A 20,648-nucleotide genomic window follows, 5' to 3' on the forward strand; every position below is an offset into this window, starting at 1 on the left:
CGTTCCTGTCGCTGCCGCCCGACAAGCGGGCAGAGGTGATCGCGTTCGTGGAGGAATTGGCGCGTGCGCAAACCCGGCCCGAGGAGGGCACGGAGGCGTCGCCAAGGTGAGCCCGCTAGCGCTGGCGCGGGTTGACGTTGGGCTCGAACGGGGCGCCCACCACCCGAACCGGCGTTAGATCCGACGTCCGGGGGACATCGGTCATCGATCTCTCGGCGACCAGCCTTTCGGGCTGTGGTCGAAGCACTGGCTCAAGCAGGGTCAACGTGCCGGCCACGGCGCCACAGCACAGCGTCACGGTCGCCAGCAGAAACATGTTTCGGTTTTCTTCTCTGATCCGCATGGGCCGACAACGGCTGAAGGCTCGCCGCGGTTCCGCTGCCGCCAGGCTCCGGATCGCGTGAGCGACAGCGGGTCAAGCTTGCGCGAAGCTTACGTCGGGACGCGGAAGGGTTATCTTCCCGTAAGCGGACGCATTCGATTTGCATTAAATCTTAACGACCCCGGGTTCCAATGCACGGTGCAGGGCTTATGCCTTGGCAGGACATTGGTGGGCGGCGGAAATGAGCTTTTTGAACAATCTGAAGATCGTCTGGAAGGTGGCGCTGATCGTGGCGGTGATGGGCTGCGCGATGATCGCGGTCGCGGGCTTCGGCGTGCGCGAACTCTCCGCAACCGTCGACGGCTTTGGCGAACTGGCCGCCGCGCAATCCGCCGCGCTCAACCTTGCGCGCGCGCAGCGCCGCAGCGAGACATACCATGCCGCGCTCTATGCCGTCTTCACCGAGGCAACCGAGGCCGGCAATGTGGCTCGCCTGAAGACCGCCAACCAGAACCGCGACGAGATCCGTCAATACCTGGACGCGGCGGAGCAGGATGATCCGCAGCGCGCCAGCCAGATCAAGAGCATTGGCGACCAGCTCAAGGCCGCGTTCGCGGGCTGCGACCCGGTGCTGAAGGCGGGATCGCAGGCCAGCAGCACGGAAGAGAATGCCAAAGCCGCCGACCGCGCACACAAGGAGTGCGATCCGCTGCTCGATGCGGCGCTGGCACGCATTGCCCAGTTCACCACCGAAACCGGTCAGGCCGTCGCCAAGCGCAAGGAGGCCATCAACCGCGACGCGCGCGCCGCGACCTGGACCGCGGTCGGCGTCAGCGCCGGCGGCCTGATCCTGGGCATCGCGATCGCGCTGTTCATCGGCCTCAAGGCGATGTCGCAGCCGATCGCCCGGCTCAAGCGCGCCATGGAGGGGCTCGCCCGCAACGATCTCAACACCGACGTGCCCGAGAAGGAGCGTCGCGACGAGATCGGCGAGATGGCGAGAACGGTCGAGGTGTTCAAGACCAATGGGCTCGAGGTCGAGCGTCTCAAGGCCGCGCAGCTCGAAGTGGAAAAGCAGGCCGCCGAGCAGCGCCGCCGCGACATGGTCAACCTCGCCGACGGTTTCGAGCGTGCGGTCGGCGAGATCATCGACACCGTCGGATCGGCGTCCACCGAGCTCGAAGCCTCGTCCTCGACGCTGGCCACCACCGCGCAGCGCGCGCAGGAGCTGACCTCGGTCGTCGCGGTCGCCTCGGGCGAGGCCACCGGCAACGTGCAGTCGGTCGCGACCGCCACCGAAGAGCTGTCCTCGTCGGTCAACGAGATCAGCCGTCAGGTGCAGGAATCCGCGCGGATGGCGGGTGAGGCCGTCGCCCAGGCCCGCACCACGACCGAACGGGTCAGCGAGCTCTCGGTCGCGGCGACGCGGATCGGCGACGTCGTCGAGCTGATCAACACCATTGCGGGCCAGACCAACCTTCTGGCGCTGAACGCCACGATCGAGGCGGCGCGCGCCGGCGAGGCGGGCCGCGGCTTTGCCGTGGTCGCCTCCGAGGTGAAGACGCTGGCCGAGCAGACCGCGAAAGCGACCGGCGAGATCAGCCAGCAGATCACCGGCATCCAGACCGCGACGCAGGAATCCGTCAACGCGATCCGCGACATCTCCGTGACCATCGAGCGGCTGTCGGAGGTGTCGTCGACGATTGCCGCCGCGGTCGAGGAGCAGGGCGCTGCGACCCAGGAGATCTCGCGCAACGTGCAGCAGGCCGCCCACGGCACCCAGCAGGTCTCCACCAACATCACCGACGTGCAGCGCGGCGCGGCCGAGACCGGCTCGGCCTCCTCGCAGGTGCTCTCGACCGCCAAGATGCTGGCGAGCGACAGCAACCGGCTGAAGGACGAGGTCGGCAAATTCCTGCGGACCGTGCGCTCGGCCTGAGCATAATGGCGGCGTACGTTCGCCGCGCGCGCGATCAAGCCAGCAGGAAACCGAGCACGAACACGAGCAGCATGGCCGTCATGACGACGGCCGTCACCGCGCCGGCGGCGATCATGGCCTTTTCTCGGGGCGTGGTGGAGCGCATTGCACGCGCATGCTACATCATGTTGAACGCCGATCCAATCTGAGGTCAGGCCGTCTTCGGAAACCCGCCTCGGTCAGGCAAAGAGCCTCGCCTGGAAGAACCGCGTGACGCGGTCGATCGCATCGAACGTCATCGGGTCGGTGTCAGAGAAATCAAAGCCGTGGGCCTTGCCTGGATAGGGCACGAATTCGGCCTCGGCGCCCACCGACTTGCCGAGCGCGACCAGTTGCCGTCCCTTCGCAACCGGTACGTTCCTGTCCGCCTCGCCGTGCAGTGCGATCAGGGGCGGCAGGTGGTTGACGTTGGCGGCCATAGCGTCGGGCATGCCGCCATAGAGGACCGCGAGTGCGGCGATACGCATGTCACGCGCGGCGGCGTCGGCGGCGATGTAGCCGCCCAGCGAGAAGCCGAGCAGGCCGATGCGTCCGGAACTGTCGGGTCGGCCAACGATGGTCGTCACGGTGACAGAGACCGTATCGGCCCAACCGTCGAACCGCTCTGCGTCATAGGCTTTCCGGCTCTCAGCCGTGCTGGACCTCGCCATCAACTCCGCCGTATCGGCCGGCGTCATGTAGCGAAGGAAATAGGTGTCGATGCCCTTGACTGACAGCGCATCGGCATATCGCTCATAAGCGCGGAGCCTGAGCTCGATGCCGCGGGAGCCATGCAGCACGATCACGGCAGGACGCTTCCCGGCCGTAGCCGCCGCATAACGCGACACGGTCAGGCTGTCATGGCCGGAGGTGACGTCGAATTGTTCAATGGTCGCTCCCCGCGCGGTGACGGGCGACAGTATTGCGGCGAGGCCGGTCAACGCGGTTCGGCGCGTGATCATCAGTGAACTCGCTGGCAGGGATTTCGGGCGCGATCTCTCGCCTGTATAGTGCGCTTGCGACGGAATCTTGACGCGAGCCCTCTTCGATGAATCCCAATCGTCCCCCCGTGCTCGCCCACGAACGCTTCGTCGCCGATCGCGACAATTTCTCAGGGCTGGATCTTGCCGCAAGGTTCGAGCGGATCGAGCGGACGAACCTCTGGGGCGCTGCCGGCTCGGTGTCGGGGCTCGGTTCGGAGGACATGGCCACCGCCGCGATCCGCGGCGCGCTTCCTTCGCTGTTGCAGCGGCTCGGCGCGCGCTCGCTGCTCGATGCGCCCTGCGGAGATGCGGGCTGGATCGGCCGCGTCAAGCTCGACCTCGACTATATCGGCGTCGACATCGTGCCCTCGCTGATCGCCGCCAACAAAAGGCGCGTGGCGGACGGCGAACTGACCGGCCGATTCCTCATTGCCGATGTCACGCGTGATGCGCTGCCGCGTGCCGATCTGATCCTGTGCCGGGACTGCCTGGTGCATCTGAGCTTTCAGAACATCGCGCGCGTCATCAGCCGCTTTCGCGACAGCGGCGCGCAATACCTGCTCGCCACGACATTTCCGGAATGGGAGGACAACGGCGATTGCGAGGATGGCGACTGGCGTGCGCTCAACCTGACGAAGGCGCCGTTCAATTGGCCCGCGCCGCGCGAGTTGATCGACGAGCGCTGCGAGGAGGGCGACGGCGGCTGGCGCGACAAGAGTCTCGGGCTGTGGCGGCTGGACGCCCTGCCGGATCCCGTCCGCATGGCCACGGATGTGTGACAGCTGCGGGCACAACCTCCATTGCGGACTCGATCGCACCGGCGATAGACTTCGGGTTGTGTGAGCGATCTCCCGTCGCATGCCGGAGCCCACCATGAATCTACGTGCCGTCCTGGTCGCGTTGTCGATCTGGTGCAGCGCGCCGGCGCTGGCGCAGCAGGACGGGGCCGCGCTCTATGCCGCGCATTGCGCGCAATGCCACGACAGCGATGCGCAGGCCCGTGTGCCCGGCCGCAGCGCCCTGCAGGCGATGTCGTTCGACCATGTGCTGGGGACGTTGACCACAGGCAGCATGGCGGCGATGGCGAAGGACCGCAGCGACGCCGATCGCCGCGCGATAGCTTCCTTCGTCACGGGCAAGATGCCGGCTGGCGCCGCCGCCGCCGCGGACGGCCGCTGCGCGCAGCAGGCGAGCGGCTTCCCGCAAGCCCTCGACGGTCCGCGCTGGAACGGATGGGGCGTCGACGCGGCCAACAGCCGGTTCCAGCCGGCAGACATGGCCGGGCTGACGGCGGAGCAGGTGCCGCACCTGCGGCTGAAATGGGCTTATGCCTTTCCCGGGGCCTCGGTGTCGTTCGCGCCGCCGACGATCGTCGGCGGGATGCTGTTCATCGGCGGCACCGATCGCAAGGTGCATGCGCTCGATGCGCGAAGCGGCTGCACGCTGTGGACCTTGGCGATCGATGCAGCGGTGCGCGCCGCAATCAGCTTTGCGAAGCTTCCGGGCTCCGATCAGGACGCGATCTTCTTCGGCGACCTGCGCGCCAACGCCTATGCGGTGAACGCGCTGACCGGTGCGCTGATCTGGAAGACGAAGGTGGAGGAGCATGCGGCCGCGCGCATCACCGGTGCGCCGACGCTGCACGATGGCGTGCTCTACGTGCCGGTGTCCTCGCTCGAGGAGGCCGCCGGCTCGCAAGCCTCCTACGAATGCTGCACCTTCCGCGGCAGCGTGGTGGCGCTGGAAGCTGCGACCGGCAAGACGATCTGGCAGGCCTACACGATTCCCGAGATCCCGCATCCCACGACCAGGAATGCCCGGGGCACGCAGCTGTTCGGGCCCTCGGGCGCTGCGATCTGGTCGGCGCCGACGATCGATGCGAAGCGTGGCGCGGTCTATGTGGCGACCAGCAATTCCTATTCGAACCCGCCGGCTGCGACCGCCGATTCCATCCTCGCGTTCGAGCTGACAACCGGGAAGCTGCTGTGGAAGCAGCAGGCAACGCTGAAGGACGCCTTCGTCGTGGCGTGCTTCATGGCAGACAAGACCAATTGTCCCGATGAGCCCGGGCCCGATCACGATTTCGGCCAGTCGCCGGTCCTCGTCACCTTGCGCGATGGCAAGCGCATCCTGGCCATCGCGCAAAAGTCCGGCGTCGTGCACGCGCTCGATCCCGACGACGGCGGCAAGATCCTGTGGCAGACAAGGATCGGGAAGGGCGGTTCGCTCGGCGGCAGCGAGTGGGGTTCGGCCGCGGACGGCGAGCGCATCTATGTCGCCAACTCCGACGTGCGCTTCATGCGTGATGGCACGCGGCAGCTCGATTCCACGCAAGGCGGCGGCCTGTTCGGCCTCGATCTCGCCAGCGGGAAAGTCGTGATGGAGGTGCCGCCCATCGCCTGTGGCGACCGTCCTCAATGCAGCCCGGCGCTCTCCGCGGCGGTGAGCCTGATCCCCGGCGTCGTGTTCTCCGGCGGCGTCAGCGGATTCCTGCGCGCCTACGCCACCGACGGCAAGCTGCTCTGGGAGTTCGACACCGCGCGGGACTTCAAGGCGGTGAACGGCATCCCCGCCCATGGCGGCGCGATCGACGGCCCCGGCCCCGTCATCGCCGGCGGCATGCTCTACACCAATTCCGGCTACGGCCAATGGAGCGGCGTCGCCGGCAACGTGCTGCTGGCGTTCGAGGTCGGAACGGAGTGAGCGTCACGCGTTCGCTCTCGTGTCCCGGACGCGCTGCAATGCTGGTGTTGCTGCGCTGAGCCCGGGCAAGGGCCGCCCTTCAATTTCGCATCCGTCCAGAACGAAGAGCGCATTCAATGATCGATGCCAGATGCTGCTGCGGTATGCTTTCACTGTCGCTGCCGGGACCATCGCAGCTCGTCGTCGCCTGTCATTGCCTCGACTGCCAGCGCCGAACCGGCGCGCCGTTCGGTGTCGGCGCCTTCTATCCGGCGCACGCCGTCACGATTTCAGGACCGTCACAGGAATACGTCAGGACAGCCGCAAGCGGCGGCAAGGTCCGTAGCCATTTTTGTCCCGACTGCGGCACAACGGTCTTTTGGCAAGCCGACAATCTGCCTGGGATGATCGGCGTTGCCGTTGGCGCCATCGCGGATCCGGACTTTCCACCACCGATCAGATCGGTGTTCGAACAGTCGAAACATGGCTGGGTGGAGATCGCAGGTGCCGAGCATTCTCAGCAGGGCAGCGTGGCGAAGAAGAATTCGAGCTGAGGGTATCAGAAGCTGGTGCCGGCTGAGGGGATTGAACCCCCGACCTTCGGTTTACAAAACCGCTGCTCTACCGCTGAGCTAAGCCGGCGACGCTGGGGAAGCAGGGCAGGGCTCGGCAGATGCGCCGGGTTGTCCGCCCGCGCGTCGCAATATCAGACTTGGTTGGAAAGTGCCAGAACCCGCGATGATGGTTGCGGGCATGGATCAGGCGGCCCGAAGGCCGCCTGATCCGATGCTCGCTCTCGATCGCCTTACTGGCAGATATGCCGGCGGCCGTCTTCGCCCTTGAACCAGGTGCCGGGCGTGCAGACGAAGCCGTTACGCTGGGCATAGGTGCGGGTGTCCCAGCCGCGATTGTCCCAGCCACGGTTGTCCCACGAATTGTCGTAGGCGTAGGAATTGTCCCAGGCGCGGAATGGCGCCGAGGCGATCGCGCCGGCAGTGCCGATCGCGGCGCCGGCGACGCCGGCCGCAACGTCGGTCGGCCAGAAGCCGGTGCGGCTCCTGTTCCAGTCGTTATTCCAGTCGCCATTGGCCTGACGATAGGAATTGGTCTGGCGATAGGACGCGCGATGGTGACGGTATCCGCGATCGGTGTAGGGATTGCCGGGACCGAGATTCTGGCAATTGGCGTTGGGGAATTGCGCCGCGCAGCGGCCGGGTTCGTTGACGACGGCCTGCGCCATGGCAGAGCCTGCCAGCATGGTTGCCGCAATCGCCGTGGCGCCGAGAAGTTTGAAGGTCATGGTTGTTTGGCTCCCAGTTTGTTGATGGGGGCTAAACGCTGGCGGCGCCGGACGTTCCGACGAAATCGGTGGATTTCGAGACGTGACGGTCAAACCAATGTGAGACTGCGGTTCCGCTGGCGGCGTCAAGCGCCGTTAACGCTTCGCTAGCTCGCCTGGCAGCATTTGAGCGGCGCGCAATCCTTACACATTAGGCTTACCGGAATTTGGTGAGCGGGCCTTAACCCTCTCCTCCCAGGGATCGGTTAGGTTGCGGCCGCATAACCGGGGTCCCCTCATGCGTGCTGTGGCGCTCGCTGCCTTTCTGATCGGACTGCCCGCGACGGCATTTGCCGGCAGCGGCTTCGATATCGTCGTGCCCGGCCGGCCCGGCGTGCCAATCATCATCAACAATATCGACGCCTCCTATACTGTCATCGAAGGGACCTGGGGCCTCGGCAAGGACATCCAGGTGCAGCCCACGATCTATGGCGGGCGCTACATCGCCGAGCGGCAGCCGTCCGATGTCGGTCATTATTATCCGACGATGGGCCTGCGGCCCGGCTACGGCCGGCTCGAGGTCGAGCCGCCCGCGAACCGCAAATTGCCGAAACCTGCCGAGAGCTATCATCAGAGCTGGGGCGCGCAATCCGCGCCGCTGCCGGCGCAGATGGATCCGCCTGTCGATCCGCCGCCGGTGATCTACGCGCCCGAGATCAACGATCGTCCGCGGCCGCCGCGGCCGCGGCCGCGTGCCCAAGTCCCCGGCAGACCGCCGGGTTAAGAAACGTCCAAATCCAACAAACGGAAATCAACAGGAGAGAGTAATGCGTCAGATGATTTCGGGACTGGTCGCGGCGGCTGCCGTGATGTTCGTCGGAGTGGCACCCGCCGCGGCCTGCGGCTTCAATCCGTGCCAGCCGGTCGCGCCGGTCTATTCCGGCTGCAACACCGGTTGCGGCGGCTACGGTTATGGTGCCGGCTACGGCTACGGCTACGGCTATGGCGCCGGCTACGGCGCCTATGAGCGTCTCGCCGAGCCCACCACGCAGTATTACCACGTCAACCAGGGCCCGACCTACACCGGCCCCGGCGCCTTCGCGCCGTATCCGACCTACCGTGAAGACGCGGTCGTCGCGCCCGCCAATTACGGCTACGGCTACGGCTATCGCGCCGCCGTGGCGCCGTATCATCGCCCGTACTACCGTCCGTATCGCTACGGCTACGGCCCGCGCGTGGGCTATCTGCCGCGCGTGCACTACGGCTACGGTCCGCGCTATGGCTACGCCCACCGCCACGCGCCGTATTACGGCGGCCATCGCGTGCTGCGCCGCTATTACTGATCTCTGATCGGTTGACCTGACGAGACGCCCGTTCGCAAAAATGCGGACGGGCGTTTTGCTTTTCTACCGCTTCATCAGCCCCAGCCGGCTGGCGCCAACATAGAGCGACAGCACGGCCGCGTTCGACACGTTCAGGCTCTTGATCTCGCCGGGCATGTCGAGCCGCGCCACGACGCTGCAGGTCTCGCGCGTCAACTGCCGCAGGCCTTTGCCTTCCGCTCCCAACACCAGCGCGAGCGGCTCGCGCAGCGCGACGTCCGAGAGATCCTCGCTGCCTTCGCTGTCGAGGCCGACGGTCTGAAAGCCGCGGTCGTTGAGCGCCGTGAGTGCGCGCGCGAGGTTCTGAACGGTCACCATGGGCACCAGCTCCAGCGCGCCGGAGGCGGCCTTGGCGAGCACGCCGGTCGCTTCGGGACTGTGGCGTGCGGTGGTGACGATCGCCTTGACCGCGAACGCCGCCGCCGAGCGCAGGATCGCCCCGACATTATGGGGATCGGTGATCTGGTCTAGCACCAGCACCATGCCTTCCTGCTTCAGGGTCTCGATGTCGGGCGAGGGCAGGGGATCGGCTTCGGCGAGCAGGCCCTGGTGCACGGCGTCGGGCGAGAGCAGCCGGTCGATCTCCTGAGGCCGGACGATCTCGGGGGTGACGCGGGTCTTGATGTTCTCATCCGCCAGGCGCTTGGCCGCGTTCTCGGTCAAGGTCAGCTTGCGGATCCGGCGCTGAGGGTTGGCCAGCGCCATGGAAACGGAGTGCCAGCCATAGAGGATGACCGGCCCGTCGGTTGCCGAATCGCGGTCGCGCCAGGGCGGGCGGCCGGCCGATTTCTCGGCCTTTTTGAAGGGCTTACCGTCCCGGCGGCGGCCCTTGGGTGCGAATTTTCGATCGTTCATGGCTGCGCTTGTGTCACGGGTTCCGGAATATGGCAATTTGGCCATCTCCCGAGGCCATTATGGGCCATTTTCCCCGAACGCGTCGGTTGACTTTGCCCCACCGCATCGCCCATAAACGCGCCCGGTCGCGCCCCCATCCGGGCTGTCGCGGCCTTCACGTTCCATGGCCGTCTTCGGTCCGCCGGCAAGGTCCGGCCCGATTGTGCTGCCGTCGAGCGGGGGAGTGTCCCGAGTGGCAAAGGGAGCTGACTGTAAATCAGCCGCCTCATGGCTTCGCAGGTTCGAGTCCTGCCTCCCCCACCAGCCTTCGCTCGCTTCGCGAGCTACGGCTCGGCAAGCCAGCGCAAGTACTCGTAGCGCGAAGCGAGTGAAGGCTGTCGCGCCGTAGCCCGTCAGGGCGTAGGCGGACTGTGTCGACAAATGTTAGTCGGCCGCTCTCCTATTTCCCATGCTCTTCCCGCTCGTGGATGACGTTCGCGCGCCCGACCAGGAGATCGTCGACCATGCCGATGCGCTTGCTGTCCTTGCCCGCATAGGGCATCGCGTGCAGCACGTAGCGCATCGCGTTGAGGCGGGCGCGCTTCTTGTCGTCGGACTTGATGACGATCCAGGGGCAGTCCGCCGTATCGGTGTGGAAGAACATGGATTCCTTGGCGCGGGTGTAGTCGTCCCATTTGTCGAGCGAGGCGAGGTCGATCGGAGACAGCTTCCACTGCTTCAGCGGATGGCCCTCACGCTCCTTGAAGCGGCGGCGTTGCTCCTCGCGGCTGACCGAGAACCAGAACTTGATGAGGTGCAAGCCGCTGCGCACGAGATTGCGTTCGAACTCGGGGACCTGACGCAGGAATTCGTCGTACTCTCCAGGCGAGCAGAAGCTCATCACCCGCTCGACGCCGGCCCGGTTGTACCAGCTGCGGTCGAACAGCACGATCTCGCCGGCGGTCGGCAGATGCTGCACGTAGCGCTGGAAGTACCACTGGCCGCGCTCGACCTCGCTCGGCTTTTCCAGAGCCACGACACGCGCGCCACGCGGATTGAGATGTTCCATGAAGCGCTTGATCGCGCCACCCTTGCCCGCGGCGTCGCGGCCCTCGAACAACAGGACGAGGCGCTGCCGGCCTTCCTTCATCCAGTTCTGCAATTTCAGCAGCTCGGTCTGAAGGACGAACTTCTGCTCCTCGTAGTCGCGGCGATACATTCGCGACTTGTAGGGGTAACCGCCCAGCCGCCAATCGTCGGCCAATTCGTCGCTGGTGATGCGCCTCGCACGCTTGGCTTCCTTGCCCGCCAGCATCGCCTGGAGACGCTTGGCATCATCAGGCGCCGCGCCGGTCAGTATGGCCTGCACCGGCTCGCTGTCCGGCGAAAGGGCCGGCGGCCCCTTCAGCACGCTGTCGAGCGCCGCCATCTCGGTTTGCAGCGCGGCCGATGACGACTGCTCGGCAAAAGACCTTTCGACCGCCGTCAGCTCGATCGCGCTCGTCCGCGCGCTTGCCGACTTGACCTTCGCTGCCGGTTTGCCGGGGGCCTTCCGGCGGCGCGCCTGAGGGGACTTGCTGGAAAGAGGTGCCATTCGCCTTGCTTGTCCTGATGCACTGGGAATCCCTCTTCTAGAGCGAAAGCCCGATCGGGCGAGTTGACGTGGATCAAGCGGCAAGCATCTCCTTCACCATCGGCACCACCTTCCGTCCATAAAGCGCGATGCTCTTCATCAGCTTCTCGTGCGGCAGGGGGCCCGCCGAATATTTCAACTGAAACCGCGAAATGCCGAGCGTCTTCGCCGTCTTGGCGATCTTGCGCGCGACCGTTTCCGGCGAGCCGACATAGAGCGAGCCGTGCTCGGCCTCATGCACGAACTCGTCGCGGCCCATTGGCGGCCAGCCGCGCTCCTTGCCGATGCGGTCGCGCATCGCCTTATAGTCGGGCCACAGCTCTTCGCGCGCCTCCGCATCCGTCTCGGCGACATAGCCGGGCGAATGCACGCCGATCGGCTGCGCGGGGCGGCCGAATTCCTTGGCGGCGCGGTGATGGAGATCGACGAAGGGCGCAAAGCGCGCGGGATCGCCGCCGATGATCGCGAGCATCAGCGGCAAATCATAATGTGCGGCGCGCACCACCGATTGCGGGCTGCCGCCGACGCCGATCCAGGTCTTGAGCCGGCCGTTCTCGACCGGGGGATAGACCAGCTGGTCCCGCAGCGGCGGGCGCAGCTTGCCTTCCCAGTTCACCGGCTGTTGCGACAAGAGTGCGGCGAACAGATCGAGCTTCTCCTCGAACAGCTCTTCGTATTTGCGCAGGTCGAAGCCGAACAGCGGAAAGGATTCGGTGAACGAGCCGCGTCCGAGGATCACCTCGGCGCGTCCGTTCGAGAGCGCATCGAGCGTGGCAAAGCGCTGGAACACGCGGATGGGATCGTCCGACGACAGCACCGTCGCGGCCGAGCCGAGATGGATGCGCCGGGTGCGCGATGCGATCGCCGCGAGCACGGTCTCGGGCGAGGAGATCGCGAAGTCGGCGCGGTGATGCTCGCCGAGCCCGATGAAGTCGAGGCCGAGCTCGTCGGCAAGCACGGCCTCGTCGACGACGTTGCGGATCACCTGCGCATGGGCAAGCATGGCGCCGGAGGCGTCCCTGGTGACGTCGCCAAAGGTGTCCAGTCCGAATTCGAGCGGTGCGGTCATCGATCAGGTCTCTGCGGGAAGGATCGGCCAGATTTAATGGCCGACCGCCGGCCCACAAGGCGGCTTTCGGAAATGCTCGGTTTCCGTTCGTGAGGTCTATCGCGTGACCCGCACCACCATCTTGCCGAGTGCCCCGCGCGTCTGCATGGTCCTGAACGCCTCCCGGAAATCCTCCAGCGCGAAGACGCGACCGACCACGGGCTTCAGCTGGCCGTCGGCGAGCCAGCCCGTCAGTTGCGACATCAGGCGCTTCTGCAGTTCGGGCTCGCGCAGCGGAATCTGCGCGAGATCGACGCCGAGCAGCGCGCCGCCTTTCAGCAGCGGCAGGTTGAACGGCAGCGCGGGGATGGAGCCGGCGGCAAAGCCGACCACGAGATGACGGCCGCGCCAGGCGATGGAGCGAAACGCCTGCACCGAGATCTCGCCGCCGACTGGATCGAAGATCACGTCGGCGCCGTGTCCCGCCGTCAGTTCCTTCAGCGTGTCGCGCCAGCCGGCCTGCGTGTAGTCGATCACGGCATCCGCGCCATGCGCCTGTGCGAATTCGCGCTTGTCCGGTGTCGATGCCGCCGCGATCACGCGGGCGCCGAGCAGCTTTCCGATCTGGACGGCCGCGATGCCCGTGCCGCCGGCCGCGCCCAGCACCAGAAGCTGCTCGCCTGCGAGCAACGTGGCGCGTGCGCTCAGCGCATAGAGTGCGGTCAGATAATTGGCGCGGAACGAGGCGGCGATCTCGGCCGCGACGCCGTCGGGCAGGGGGTGGAGCGCTTCGGGCCTGACGACGATCTCCTCGGCCAGCGCGCCCGACCGCGTCATGCCCATCACGCGCATGCCGGGCTGATAGCCGCCGGGTGCGCCGGGCGCGTCCGTCACAACGCCCGCGAACTCCGTCCCGGGAATGAAGGGCAGGGGATCTTTGGTCTGGTAGCGTCCCTCGATCTTCAAACCGTCGACGAAGCCGATTCCGGCAGCCTCCACGCGAACGCGCAATTGCCCGGGTTCGATGGACGGCGGCGGGACGTCCTTCAGCTCGATCTGATCGATGGGGGCGTATTGCTCGACGACGACGGCTTTCATGTCGGACCTCTGTTGTTGCAGCTATCCTGACAGGTCCCGAGGCCAGCCTCTTGTGTCTACCGCCACATTCCGCGCATCCGCGCCCCGATGTCGATCTTCGGCCCCTGCGCCGCGGTGCGGGCCGCGCCGCTTGCTGCTTTCGGCCAGGCGGTGCGGTCGAACAGATGGACGAGCGGCTCCGGGATGAAGCGGGTGCGCGAGGCGTAGACGTGGCGGTCGCCCTTGGCGGCCTGGCCGTGGGTGAAGAACCGCTGGGGCACGACGAGGTGCAGATCGTCCTTGGCGCGCGTCATCGCGACGTAGAGCAGGCGGCGCTCCTCCTCGAGCTCGGCAGAGGTGCCGGCGCCGAGATCGGACGGCATGCAGCCGTCGACGACGTTGAGCACGAACACGGATTTCCACTCCTGGCCCTTGGCGGAGTGGATGGTGGAGAGGATCAGATAGTCTTCGTCGCGCAGAGGTGGACCTGACTTGTCGCTGGTCGCATCGGGCGGATCGAGCGTGAGCTCGGTCAGGAACTTCTCGCGGCTGGCATAGCCGCTCGCGATCTGCTCGAGCTGCATCAGATCGGCGCGGCGCGTCTCGGAATCCTCGTGCAGGCGATCCAGATGCGGCTCGTACCAGAGCCGCACGCGCTCGAGATCGACAGGCCATTCCGAATAGCGCAAATTCTCGACCGTGCGGACGAAGGCAGTCCAGTCGTCGCCCGTGCGCGCCGGGACGGGAAGCTGGCCGAGCGCATGCAGCGGATCGGTGCTCTCCGACATCTGGTCGAGCACGCGCTGCGCGGTCGCAGGCCCGATGCCCGGGAGCAGATGCAGGATGCGGAAGCCGGCGACGCGGTCGCGCGGGTTCTCGGCGAAGCGCAGCAAGGCCAGCACGTCCTTGACGTGGGCGGCGTCGAGGAACTTCAGCCCGCCGAACTTGACGAAGGGAATGTTGCGGCGGGTCAGCTCGATTTCCAGCGGGCCGGAATGCGAGGACGTGCGGAACAGCACCGCCTGGTGCTTGAGCAGCGCGCCCTGCTCGCGGTTCGCCAGAACCTCCTCGACGATGTAGCGCGCCTGGTCGGCCTCGTCGTGGACGGTGACGAGCTGCGGCTTATGTCCCGAGCTGCGGTCGGTCCAGAGATTCTTGGTGAAGCGTTCGCGGGCGAGGCCAATGACGCCGTTGGCCGCCGCCAGCACCGCTTGCGTCGAACGATAATTGCGGTCGAGCGTGATCATCTCCGCGCGGGGCGAGAAGCTCTGCGGAAACTCCAGGATGTTGCGCACGGTGGCGGCGCGGAACGAATAGATCGACTGCGCGTCGTCGCCGACCACGGTCAGCCCGCGTCCGTCAGGCTTCAGCGCCAGCAGGATCGAGGATTGCAGGCGGTTGGTGTCCTGGTATTCGTCGACCAGGACGTGATCGAAGCGGCCGCCGATCTCCTCGGCGATCAGCGCATCGCTCATCATCTGCGACCAGTAGAGCAGGAGGTCGTCGTAATCGAGCACGTGCTGGGCCTGCTTGGCCTCGACGTAAGCCGCGAACAGGCCCTTCAGCTCGGCGGCCCAGCCCGCGCACCAGGGATAGTGCGCCCCCAGCACCTTCTCGATCTCCATCTCGGCGTTGACGCAGCGCGAGTAGATCGAAAGACACGTGCCCTTGGCGGGAAAGCGGCTCTCGGTCTTCGACAGGCCGCGCTCGTGCCGGACCAGGTTCATCAGGTCGGCAGAGTCCTCGCGGTCGTGAATGGTGAAGGCGGGATCGACGCCGATCCGCTCGGCATATTCGCGCAGCAGCCGCGCGCCGATGCCGTGGAAGGTGCCGGCCCAGGTGAGGGCGTCGCGCATGATCGCGGCGTTGTTCTCGCCGAGCACCTTGCGGGCGATGCGCTCGACCCGGCCGGCCATCTCGGCGGCGGCGCGGCGGGAAAATGTCATCAAGAGGATGCGGCGCGGGTCGCTGCCTGCGACGATCAGATGCGCGACGCGATGGGCCAGCGTGTTGGTCTTGCCGGAGCCGGCCCCGGCGATGACGAGCAGGGGGGCGCCCACGGTCGCTCCATCAGCCACGCCATGCTCGACGGCGCGGCGCTGCTCCGCATTGAGCGTGTCCAGATATGTCGCCACGAATCGCCCCGGTGAAAGGGCGAGAGTCGGCGATCCCGGCGGGAATCGCAATGCGGCTGGACGGAACCGATGCTAAGACCTAGGGGAAAGATGGCCCCCAAGTTCCAGCCCGAAAAGTGTACCCGGCATGACCGAACCTACGCCCGACCAGTTCGAGATGCGGCGGCTGGAATCGCTCAGCAACACCATCTTTGGCGTGGCCATGACGCTGCTCGCTTACGACCTGCCCAAGGCGGCCGTGTTCGCCGGCGCGCCCGACTGGAACGATCTTGCCCGGGTCTATTCCGGCAAGCTGATAGGCTTCGCGCTCAGCTTCATCATCGCCGGTGTGTTCTGGATCAGCCATCACCGGCGGCTGGCGCGCCAGCCGGTGGGCAGCCGCGGCGCGGTGATGCTCAACCTGTTCTTTCTTCTTTCGATCGTGCTGCTGCCGGTGACCAACGGCCTTTACACCAATTATCCCATGAGCAGCGCCGTCGCCGTGCTCTACGGCCTGCATCTGACCTCGATCGCCGGCCTCAACGCCTGGCTATGGTGGAGGATATTGGGCGGCTGGCGGCATGAGATCATGGCCTCGCTGTTTCCGCTGCTCGTGTTCATTCCGGGCACGATCGTGGCGGCATTCGCGCCGCATGTCGCGCCCTTCCTGTGGTTCGTCGCCTTCGGCGGGCTCCTGATCCAGCGCTTCTACGGTGCGCGGACCGGGCCCGATGCGTAGGGCGACAGCTCACCCGGGCGTCGCGCCGAACCCATCGGCCGGCACGTAAAGCTTGACCGGACGGATTTCGTAGACCGCAGTCGGATTGACCGCACGCAGCTTCCGCGCCGCCGCGATCGCCTCCTCCTCGCTGGCGCATTCCATCAGGTGAAAGCCGAGGAGCTGTTCCTTGGTCTCTGCAAACGGGCCGTCCAGCACCATGCCGGCGCCGGGGCCGCGCAAGGTGCGGGCCTTTCGGGTCTCATCCAGGCGGGCGGCCGGCCCGAACTGCCCGCTGGCCCGCAGGGGCGCCTGAACCTCGATGACTTTGGCCACGACCGCGGCGTCCTGCTCCGGCGTCCAGGACAGGATCTCGTCTTCCACGTGGTAGGCCAGGATCGCGTAGAGCATCTTTCCCTCGTTGTTTTTCTGCACAGATCCAAAGGACGTAGCAGCACGGACGGTGCCGACAATCCCCAGGGAGAGATTCAAGCACAAAATATTGCGTGGTCCGGCCGCGACGAAACCGTCCTGAAACCCGATTGGGCGCTTGCCGTGTGAACGCCGCCGAAAGCGGTCGCGACTGATGACCACAACAACAAGATTTCTGCTGGAGGCGGCAATGTCGGGTCACACCATCAAGTCCGTTTGCAAGATCATCTGCGACGCGCGTCGGACCGGACAATCGGAGACGGCCGATCCGCACGACCAGAGCGGCCATCACCGCTATTACGGCAGTTCGGCCGAGAATGGCGGCGAGCGCATCGTGGAAACCAGGCGCGGCAAGCGCCCTCGCGCCATCAATGTCTGCGGCTTCTGAAGCCTTCAAGGCGAATGTCGTTCGACATGAATGTCCTGCAAATATCGATCGCGGCGATGCCGTTCCTGCTCGCGCTGACCAGCCGGATGGGCAAGGCCATCGTGCCATGCCTGCTGACGAGCATCTTCACGGTGCTGCTCGGTGCGGAGCCTCATCGCGCCGTCGTGGCCTGGTGCGTCGGCATGCTGATTGCGGCCGTTGCGCTACGCGAGCGGCTTCGCGCGGGCTGACACGGCAGGCGTCACTTCCCGCTCAAGACCTGCTTGACCAGGGCCTCGCGCAGCGCTGCCAGCTCGCCGCTCGCCTCCATCTGCGCGATCACCTTGCCAACCTTCGGCACCAGATCGCGATGGCGTTCGTGCAGGTAATGGTAGATGTGGATGCGCTCCAGCGGCGGCGAGAGCGGATAGATCCTGTCCTGCAGATTGAGCTTCCTCACCGCGGCGAGCCCGCTGAAGAGGTCGGTGACCATCACGTCGAAACGGTCGGCGTCGAGCATCCGCACCATGTTGTCGAGGCCGGTGGTCGCCGTGACGCGGGCCATGCCGCGCGTGCCCGCTTCCGAGGAGCCGACGCCGCGGACGATGCCGATGCTGTAGTCCCTGATCGAATCCCAGCCAGCGACCTCGAACCGGATCCTGGTCGCGAACACCGCCGGCTCGATGTAGTTGATCGCCGGCGTGATCTGGACCAGCGTCGGGTAGTCGCGCGAGAGCGTGCCGATCCGCTGGACCTCGCCATCGACCTCGCCGGCGCTCGACAGCGCGAGCGCACGCTTGCCGGGGACGTCCTCGAATTCCAGCCTGATGTTCAGCTTGGCATAGACGGCCCGCAGCATCTCGCCGCCGACATATTGATCGGGGATGTCGGCGATCCGCGCCAGCCGGATCGTGTCCTGCGCCTGGGTGGGACCGGCTGCGAGCAGCGACAGGCAGGCGACAGCTAGGCGCCACATCAGGCGTCTCCCTCGGTCGTGCATTGCTACCCCTGGATTCGGACTCCGGCACGATCTACCGGGAGTTGGCGCCTTTGGCGCTGGCCGCAACGATGACCGCTCGCTCGTCCTGCGAGTCCGACCGGACTTTCACCGATGTCATTCTAGCACGCACAGTGCTAGTTTGCGCGGGAATCCTGCTGCCGGGCGGAAGACATGACCCGCCGACCTCGAGCCGCCTACGGGCCGGCAGGGTGATTGCGCATCGGGCCGGAGCAGAGAGCCGCCATTTCGGGGGACGTGGTGCATGGCCGACGCAGGTGACGAGGGTCCCAAGCGCAGCCGCGCCATTGCGCCGGCGGCCGCGAAGCCGGGTCTGTCCGGCATCGGTGCCGCGCTCGCGCCTGCGATGTCCGCATCGCTGCTGTCGCGGCTGTTCAACTGGACCCGCAGCGGCGTCGGGCCGCGGCTTCTCGCCGCCGTGCTGCTGTTCTCCTCGGTCGTGACGCTGACGCTGACCGGGCTCCAGCTCTATCTCGACTACGACCGCGAGGTCGCCCTGATCGAGACGCGGCTCGACGAGATCGGCCGCAGCACCACCGGCAGCCTCGGCGAAAGCCTGTGGAATCTCGACCAGAATCAGCTCAAGCTCCAGCTCGACGGTATCCTGCGGCTGCCCGACATCCGCGCCGCCGAGGTGCGCGAGATCGCCGACCGTCCCAATCCGATCCGCATCGCGGTCGGCGAGCCGGGCACGCGTTCGATCGTGACGCGCGACTATCCCTTGAACACCAATGTGCAGGGGACCTCGCGCCCGATCGGCGTGCTCCATGTCGAGGCGACGCTGAGCGAGGTCTATCAGCATTTGCTGAACCGGACGCTCGTCATCCTGGCCAGCCAGGCGGCGAAGACATTCCTCGTCTCGCTCTTCATCATCTACATGTTTCACCTGCTGGTGACGCGGCATCTGGTTGCCATCGCCGAGTTCGTCAGCAAGTACAGCCTGGCGCGGCCGCCGCCGCCCTTGCGCCTGGAGCGCCGGCCGCCCTACGACGCCGACGAGCTGGACAAGGTGATCGAGGCCTTCAACGCCATGTGCGCAAACCTGGAGCGGGCCTATGGCGAGCTGCGCGAGGCCAATGCAAACCTCGAGCGCGACCTGATCATCCGCCGACGTGCGGAAGAGGAGGCGCGGGCGAGCGAGGAGCGCTTCCGCGATTATGCCGAGACCGCCTCTGACTGGTTCTGGGAGACCGGGCCGGACCACTGCTTCACCTACCTGTCCGACCGGGTGATCGCCTTCGGCATGGATCCCAAGGTACGGATAGGCACGCGCCGCGTCGATACCGCGCTCGACCGCGAGACCGAGCCCGAGAAATGGCGCGCGCATTTGGCGACGCTGGACCGTCACGAACCGTTCCGCAAGTTCGAATATCGGGGGCGCGATACCACCGGGCGCATGCATCATTTCAGCGTCAACGGCAAGCCGGTGTTCGACGCCGACGGACGCTTCACGGGCTACCGCGGCTCCGCGACCGATCTCACCTCGCAGCACGAAACCGAGGAGCGGCTGCGTCAAGCTCAGAAGATGGACGCGATCGGCCAGCTTACCGGCGGCGTCGCGCACGACTTTAACAACGTGCTCACGGTCATCACCGGCACCATCGAGATCATCCGGGACGAGCTTGCGGACAAGCCCGAGCTCGCCGCGATCGCGCAGCTGATCGACGATGCGGCCGCGCGCGGCGCGGAGATCACCTCGCAGCTATTGACCTTCGCGCGCCGCCAGCCGCTGGAGCCGCGCGAGATCGACGTCAACGCCCTCGTGGTCGAGACCGCGAAGCTGCTCAAGCCGATCCTCGGCGAGCATATCGAGATCGATACCCGGCTCGCCGACGACGTCTGGTCCGCGATGGCCGATCCCTCGCAGCTGTCATCCGCAATCGTGAACCTCGCGGTCAACGCGCGCGACGCGATGCCGGGCGGCGGCAGGCTGACCCTGGAGACCGCGAACCGCGAGCTTGACGGCATGAGCAGCTCCGGCGACGGCATGGGCCGCGCCGGCGATGGCGACGTCCTGCGCGGCGCCTTCGTGATGGTCGCGGTCAGCGACACCGGTCACGGCATTCCGGCCGACATCCGCGAGCGCGTGTTCGAGCCCTTCTTCACCACCAAGGATGTCGGTCGCGGCACCGGGCTCGGGCTCAGCATGGTCTACGGCTTTGCCCGCCAGACCGGCGGCACGGTCGCCATCGAGAGCGAGGAGGGGCAGGGCACGGTGATGCGGCTGTTCCTGCCGCGGTCGAAGGGCGAGGCGCCGGCCAAGTCGGCCCCGGTTCAGCCGCTCGCCACGGCACGCGGACACGAGACGATCCTCGTCGTCGAGGACGATCCGCTGGTGCAGGGCTATGTCATCGCCCAGCTCGGCAGCCTCGGCTATCGCACGCTGGTGGCCGGCGACGGCGCGTCCGCGCTGGCACTGGTCGACCAGGGCGCCAGGTTCGATCTCCTGTTCACCGACATCATCATGCCCGGCGGCATGAACGGCCGGGAGCTGGCCGACGCGGTCCGGCTGCGCCGGCCGGGCGTGCGCGTGCTCTTCACGTCCGGCTACACCGACGATACCATCGTCCACGAAGGGCATCTGGATCCCGGCGTGGCGCTGCTCGGCAAGCCGTACCGGAAGTCGGAGCTGTCGGAGAAGATTCGCGAGGTGCTTGCGGGCGACCCGCCGGCCTGAGCTGTACGAGCCACGAAAAAGGCGCGGCGGGGAGGCCCCGTCGCGCCCGATTTCTTGCTCGCTGGTCCAGGGCTGAGAGCGCCCCGATGCCAGGCCCTTGTTCAGAACTTAGCGGGCGATCCCAG

General features: G+C 66.4%; 19 protein-coding genes and 2 tRNA genes. 11 read left to right on the top strand and 10 right to left on the bottom strand.

Annotation, left to right across the window (positions count from 1 at the left end; all coding sequences use genetic code 11):
* The first annotated feature begins 563 nt into the window (after positions 1-563).
* Entirely contained in the window at positions 564-2,261 is a 1,698-nt protein-coding gene (locus tag CO669_RS05030; protein WP_097658672.1) for a methyl-accepting chemotaxis protein, read from the top strand.
* Between the two features lie 218 nt (positions 2,262-2,479).
* On the opposite strand, the gene CO669_RS05035 is transcribed toward CO669_RS05030, so the two are convergent.
* Positions 2,480-3,241, bottom strand: a complete 762-nt coding sequence (locus tag CO669_RS05035; RefSeq protein ID WP_245444165.1) for a dienelactone hydrolase family protein — start codon at positions 3,239-3,241, stop codon at positions 2,480-2,482.
* An 86-nt stretch (positions 3,242-3,327) separates the two neighbouring features.
* On the opposite strand from CO669_RS05035, the gene CO669_RS05040 reads away from it, so the two are divergent.
* From CO669_RS05040 to CO669_RS05050, 3 genes are all read left to right on the top strand, one after another.
* Positions 3,328-4,041 carry a class I SAM-dependent methyltransferase gene (locus CO669_RS05040; RefSeq protein WP_097658673.1) on the top strand — a complete coding sequence of 238 codons (714 nt, stop codon included), beginning with the start codon at positions 3,328-3,330 and terminating at the stop codon, positions 4,039-4,041.
* Between the two features lie 94 nt (positions 4,042-4,135).
* Complete coding sequence (locus CO669_RS05045; RefSeq protein ID WP_097658963.1) at positions 4,136-5,965, top strand: outer membrane protein assembly factor BamB family protein; 1,830 nt, start codon at positions 4,136-4,138, stop codon at positions 5,963-5,965.
* A 116-nt stretch (positions 5,966-6,081) separates the two neighbouring features.
* Complete coding sequence (locus CO669_RS05050) at positions 6,082-6,498, top strand: GFA family protein (protein WP_097658674.1); 417 nt, start codon at positions 6,082-6,084, stop codon at positions 6,496-6,498.
* A gap of 13 nt (positions 6,499-6,511) precedes the next feature.
* On the opposite strand, the gene CO669_RS05055 is transcribed toward CO669_RS05050, so the two are convergent.
* Together CO669_RS05055 and CO669_RS05060 are read right to left on the bottom strand one after the other, a co-directional pair.
* Positions 6,512-6,586 (bottom strand) — tRNA-Thr (locus CO669_RS05055).
* Positions 6,587-6,749: 163 nt separating this feature from the next.
* Positions 6,750-7,244 carry a hypothetical protein gene (locus CO669_RS05060; protein WP_097658675.1) on the bottom strand — a complete coding sequence of 165 codons (495 nt, stop codon included), beginning with the start codon at positions 7,242-7,244 and terminating at the stop codon, positions 6,750-6,752.
* Positions 7,245-7,521: 277 nt separating this feature from the next.
* On the opposite strand from CO669_RS05060, the gene CO669_RS05065 reads away from it, so the two are divergent.
* Complete coding sequence (locus CO669_RS05065; RefSeq protein WP_097658676.1) at positions 7,522-8,007, top strand: hypothetical protein; 486 nt, start codon at positions 7,522-7,524, stop codon at positions 8,005-8,007.
* A 43-nt stretch (positions 8,008-8,050) separates the two neighbouring features.
* The gene (locus CO669_RS05070; RefSeq protein ID WP_097658677.1) at positions 8,051-8,566 is read left to right on the top strand and encodes a hypothetical protein; all 516 of its coding nucleotides are present in this window, start codon (positions 8,051-8,053) and stop codon (positions 8,564-8,566) included.
* Positions 8,567-8,629: 63 nt separating this feature from the next.
* Here CO669_RS05070 and rlmB read toward each other — a convergent pair whose 3' ends face one another.
* Positions 8,630-9,460, bottom strand: coding sequence for a 23S rRNA (guanosine(2251)-2'-O)-methyltransferase RlmB (rlmB, locus tag CO669_RS05075; RefSeq protein WP_097658678.1), 831 nt, complete (start codon positions 9,458-9,460; stop codon positions 8,630-8,632).
* A gap of 217 nt (positions 9,461-9,677) precedes the next feature.
* Here rlmB and CO669_RS05080 point away from each other — a divergent pair.
* Positions 9,678-9,763 (top strand) — tRNA-Tyr (locus tag CO669_RS05080).
* Between the two features lie 136 nt (positions 9,764-9,899).
* Here the strand turns inward: CO669_RS05080 and ppk2 are convergent.
* The 4 genes from ppk2 to CO669_RS05100 form a co-directional block, all read right to left on the bottom strand.
* The gene (ppk2, locus tag CO669_RS05085; protein WP_097658679.1) at positions 9,900-11,033 is read right to left on the bottom strand and encodes a polyphosphate kinase 2; all 1,134 of its coding nucleotides are present in this window, start codon (positions 11,031-11,033) and stop codon (positions 9,900-9,902) included.
* 73 nt (positions 11,034-11,106) lie between these two features.
* Positions 11,107-12,141 (bottom strand): LLM class flavin-dependent oxidoreductase, encoded by a 1,035-nt coding sequence (locus tag CO669_RS05090; protein WP_097658680.1) that lies wholly within the window; start codon positions 12,139-12,141, stop codon positions 11,107-11,109.
* 96 nt (positions 12,142-12,237) lie between these two features.
* Positions 12,238-13,218 (bottom strand): NADPH:quinone oxidoreductase family protein, encoded by a 981-nt coding sequence (locus CO669_RS05095; protein WP_097658681.1) that lies wholly within the window; start codon positions 13,216-13,218, stop codon positions 12,238-12,240.
* A gap of 56 nt (positions 13,219-13,274) precedes the next feature.
* The gene (locus tag CO669_RS05100) at positions 13,275-15,332 is read right to left on the bottom strand and encodes an ATP-dependent helicase (RefSeq protein ID WP_097658682.1); all 2,058 of its coding nucleotides are present in this window, start codon (positions 15,330-15,332) and stop codon (positions 13,275-13,277) included.
* A gap of 127 nt (positions 15,333-15,459) precedes the next feature.
* On the opposite strand from CO669_RS05100, the gene CO669_RS05105 reads away from it, so the two are divergent.
* On the top strand, positions 15,460-16,050 hold the full coding sequence (locus tag CO669_RS05105; protein WP_097658683.1) for a TMEM175 family protein: 591 nt from the start codon (positions 15,460-15,462) through the stop codon (positions 16,048-16,050).
* Positions 16,051-16,059: 9 nt separating this feature from the next.
* On the opposite strand, the gene CO669_RS05110 is transcribed toward CO669_RS05105, so the two are convergent.
* On the bottom strand, positions 16,060-16,440 hold the full coding sequence (locus CO669_RS05110) for a YciI family protein (protein ID WP_097658964.1): 381 nt from the start codon (positions 16,438-16,440) through the stop codon (positions 16,060-16,062).
* A gap of 211 nt (positions 16,441-16,651) precedes the next feature.
* Between CO669_RS05110 and CO669_RS05115 the strand changes: the two genes are divergently transcribed.
* Together CO669_RS05115 and CO669_RS05120 are read left to right on the top strand one after the other, a co-directional pair.
* Positions 16,652-16,849 carry a hypothetical protein gene (locus CO669_RS05115; protein WP_097658684.1) on the top strand — a complete coding sequence of 66 codons (198 nt, stop codon included), beginning with the start codon at positions 16,652-16,654 and terminating at the stop codon, positions 16,847-16,849.
* A gap of 26 nt (positions 16,850-16,875) precedes the next feature.
* Positions 16,876-17,079, top strand: coding sequence for a hypothetical protein (locus CO669_RS05120; RefSeq protein ID WP_097658965.1), 204 nt, complete (start codon positions 16,876-16,878; stop codon positions 17,077-17,079).
* Between the two features lie 11 nt (positions 17,080-17,090).
* Here CO669_RS05120 and CO669_RS05125 read toward each other — a convergent pair whose 3' ends face one another.
* On the bottom strand, positions 17,091-17,804 hold the full coding sequence (locus tag CO669_RS05125; RefSeq protein WP_198963843.1) for a substrate-binding periplasmic protein: 714 nt from the start codon (positions 17,802-17,804) through the stop codon (positions 17,091-17,093).
* Positions 17,805-18,090: 286 nt separating this feature from the next.
* On the opposite strand from CO669_RS05125, the gene CO669_RS05130 reads away from it, so the two are divergent.
* Positions 18,091-20,523 (top strand): ATP-binding protein, encoded by a 2,433-nt coding sequence (locus CO669_RS05130; protein ID WP_097658685.1) that lies wholly within the window; start codon positions 18,091-18,093, stop codon positions 20,521-20,523.
* Positions 20,524-20,648 lie beyond the last annotated feature (125 nt).

The sequence above is a fragment of the Bradyrhizobium sp. Y36 genome (assembly GCF_002531575.1).
Taxonomy (GTDB): Bacteria; Pseudomonadota; Alphaproteobacteria; order Rhizobiales; family Xanthobacteraceae; genus Bradyrhizobium.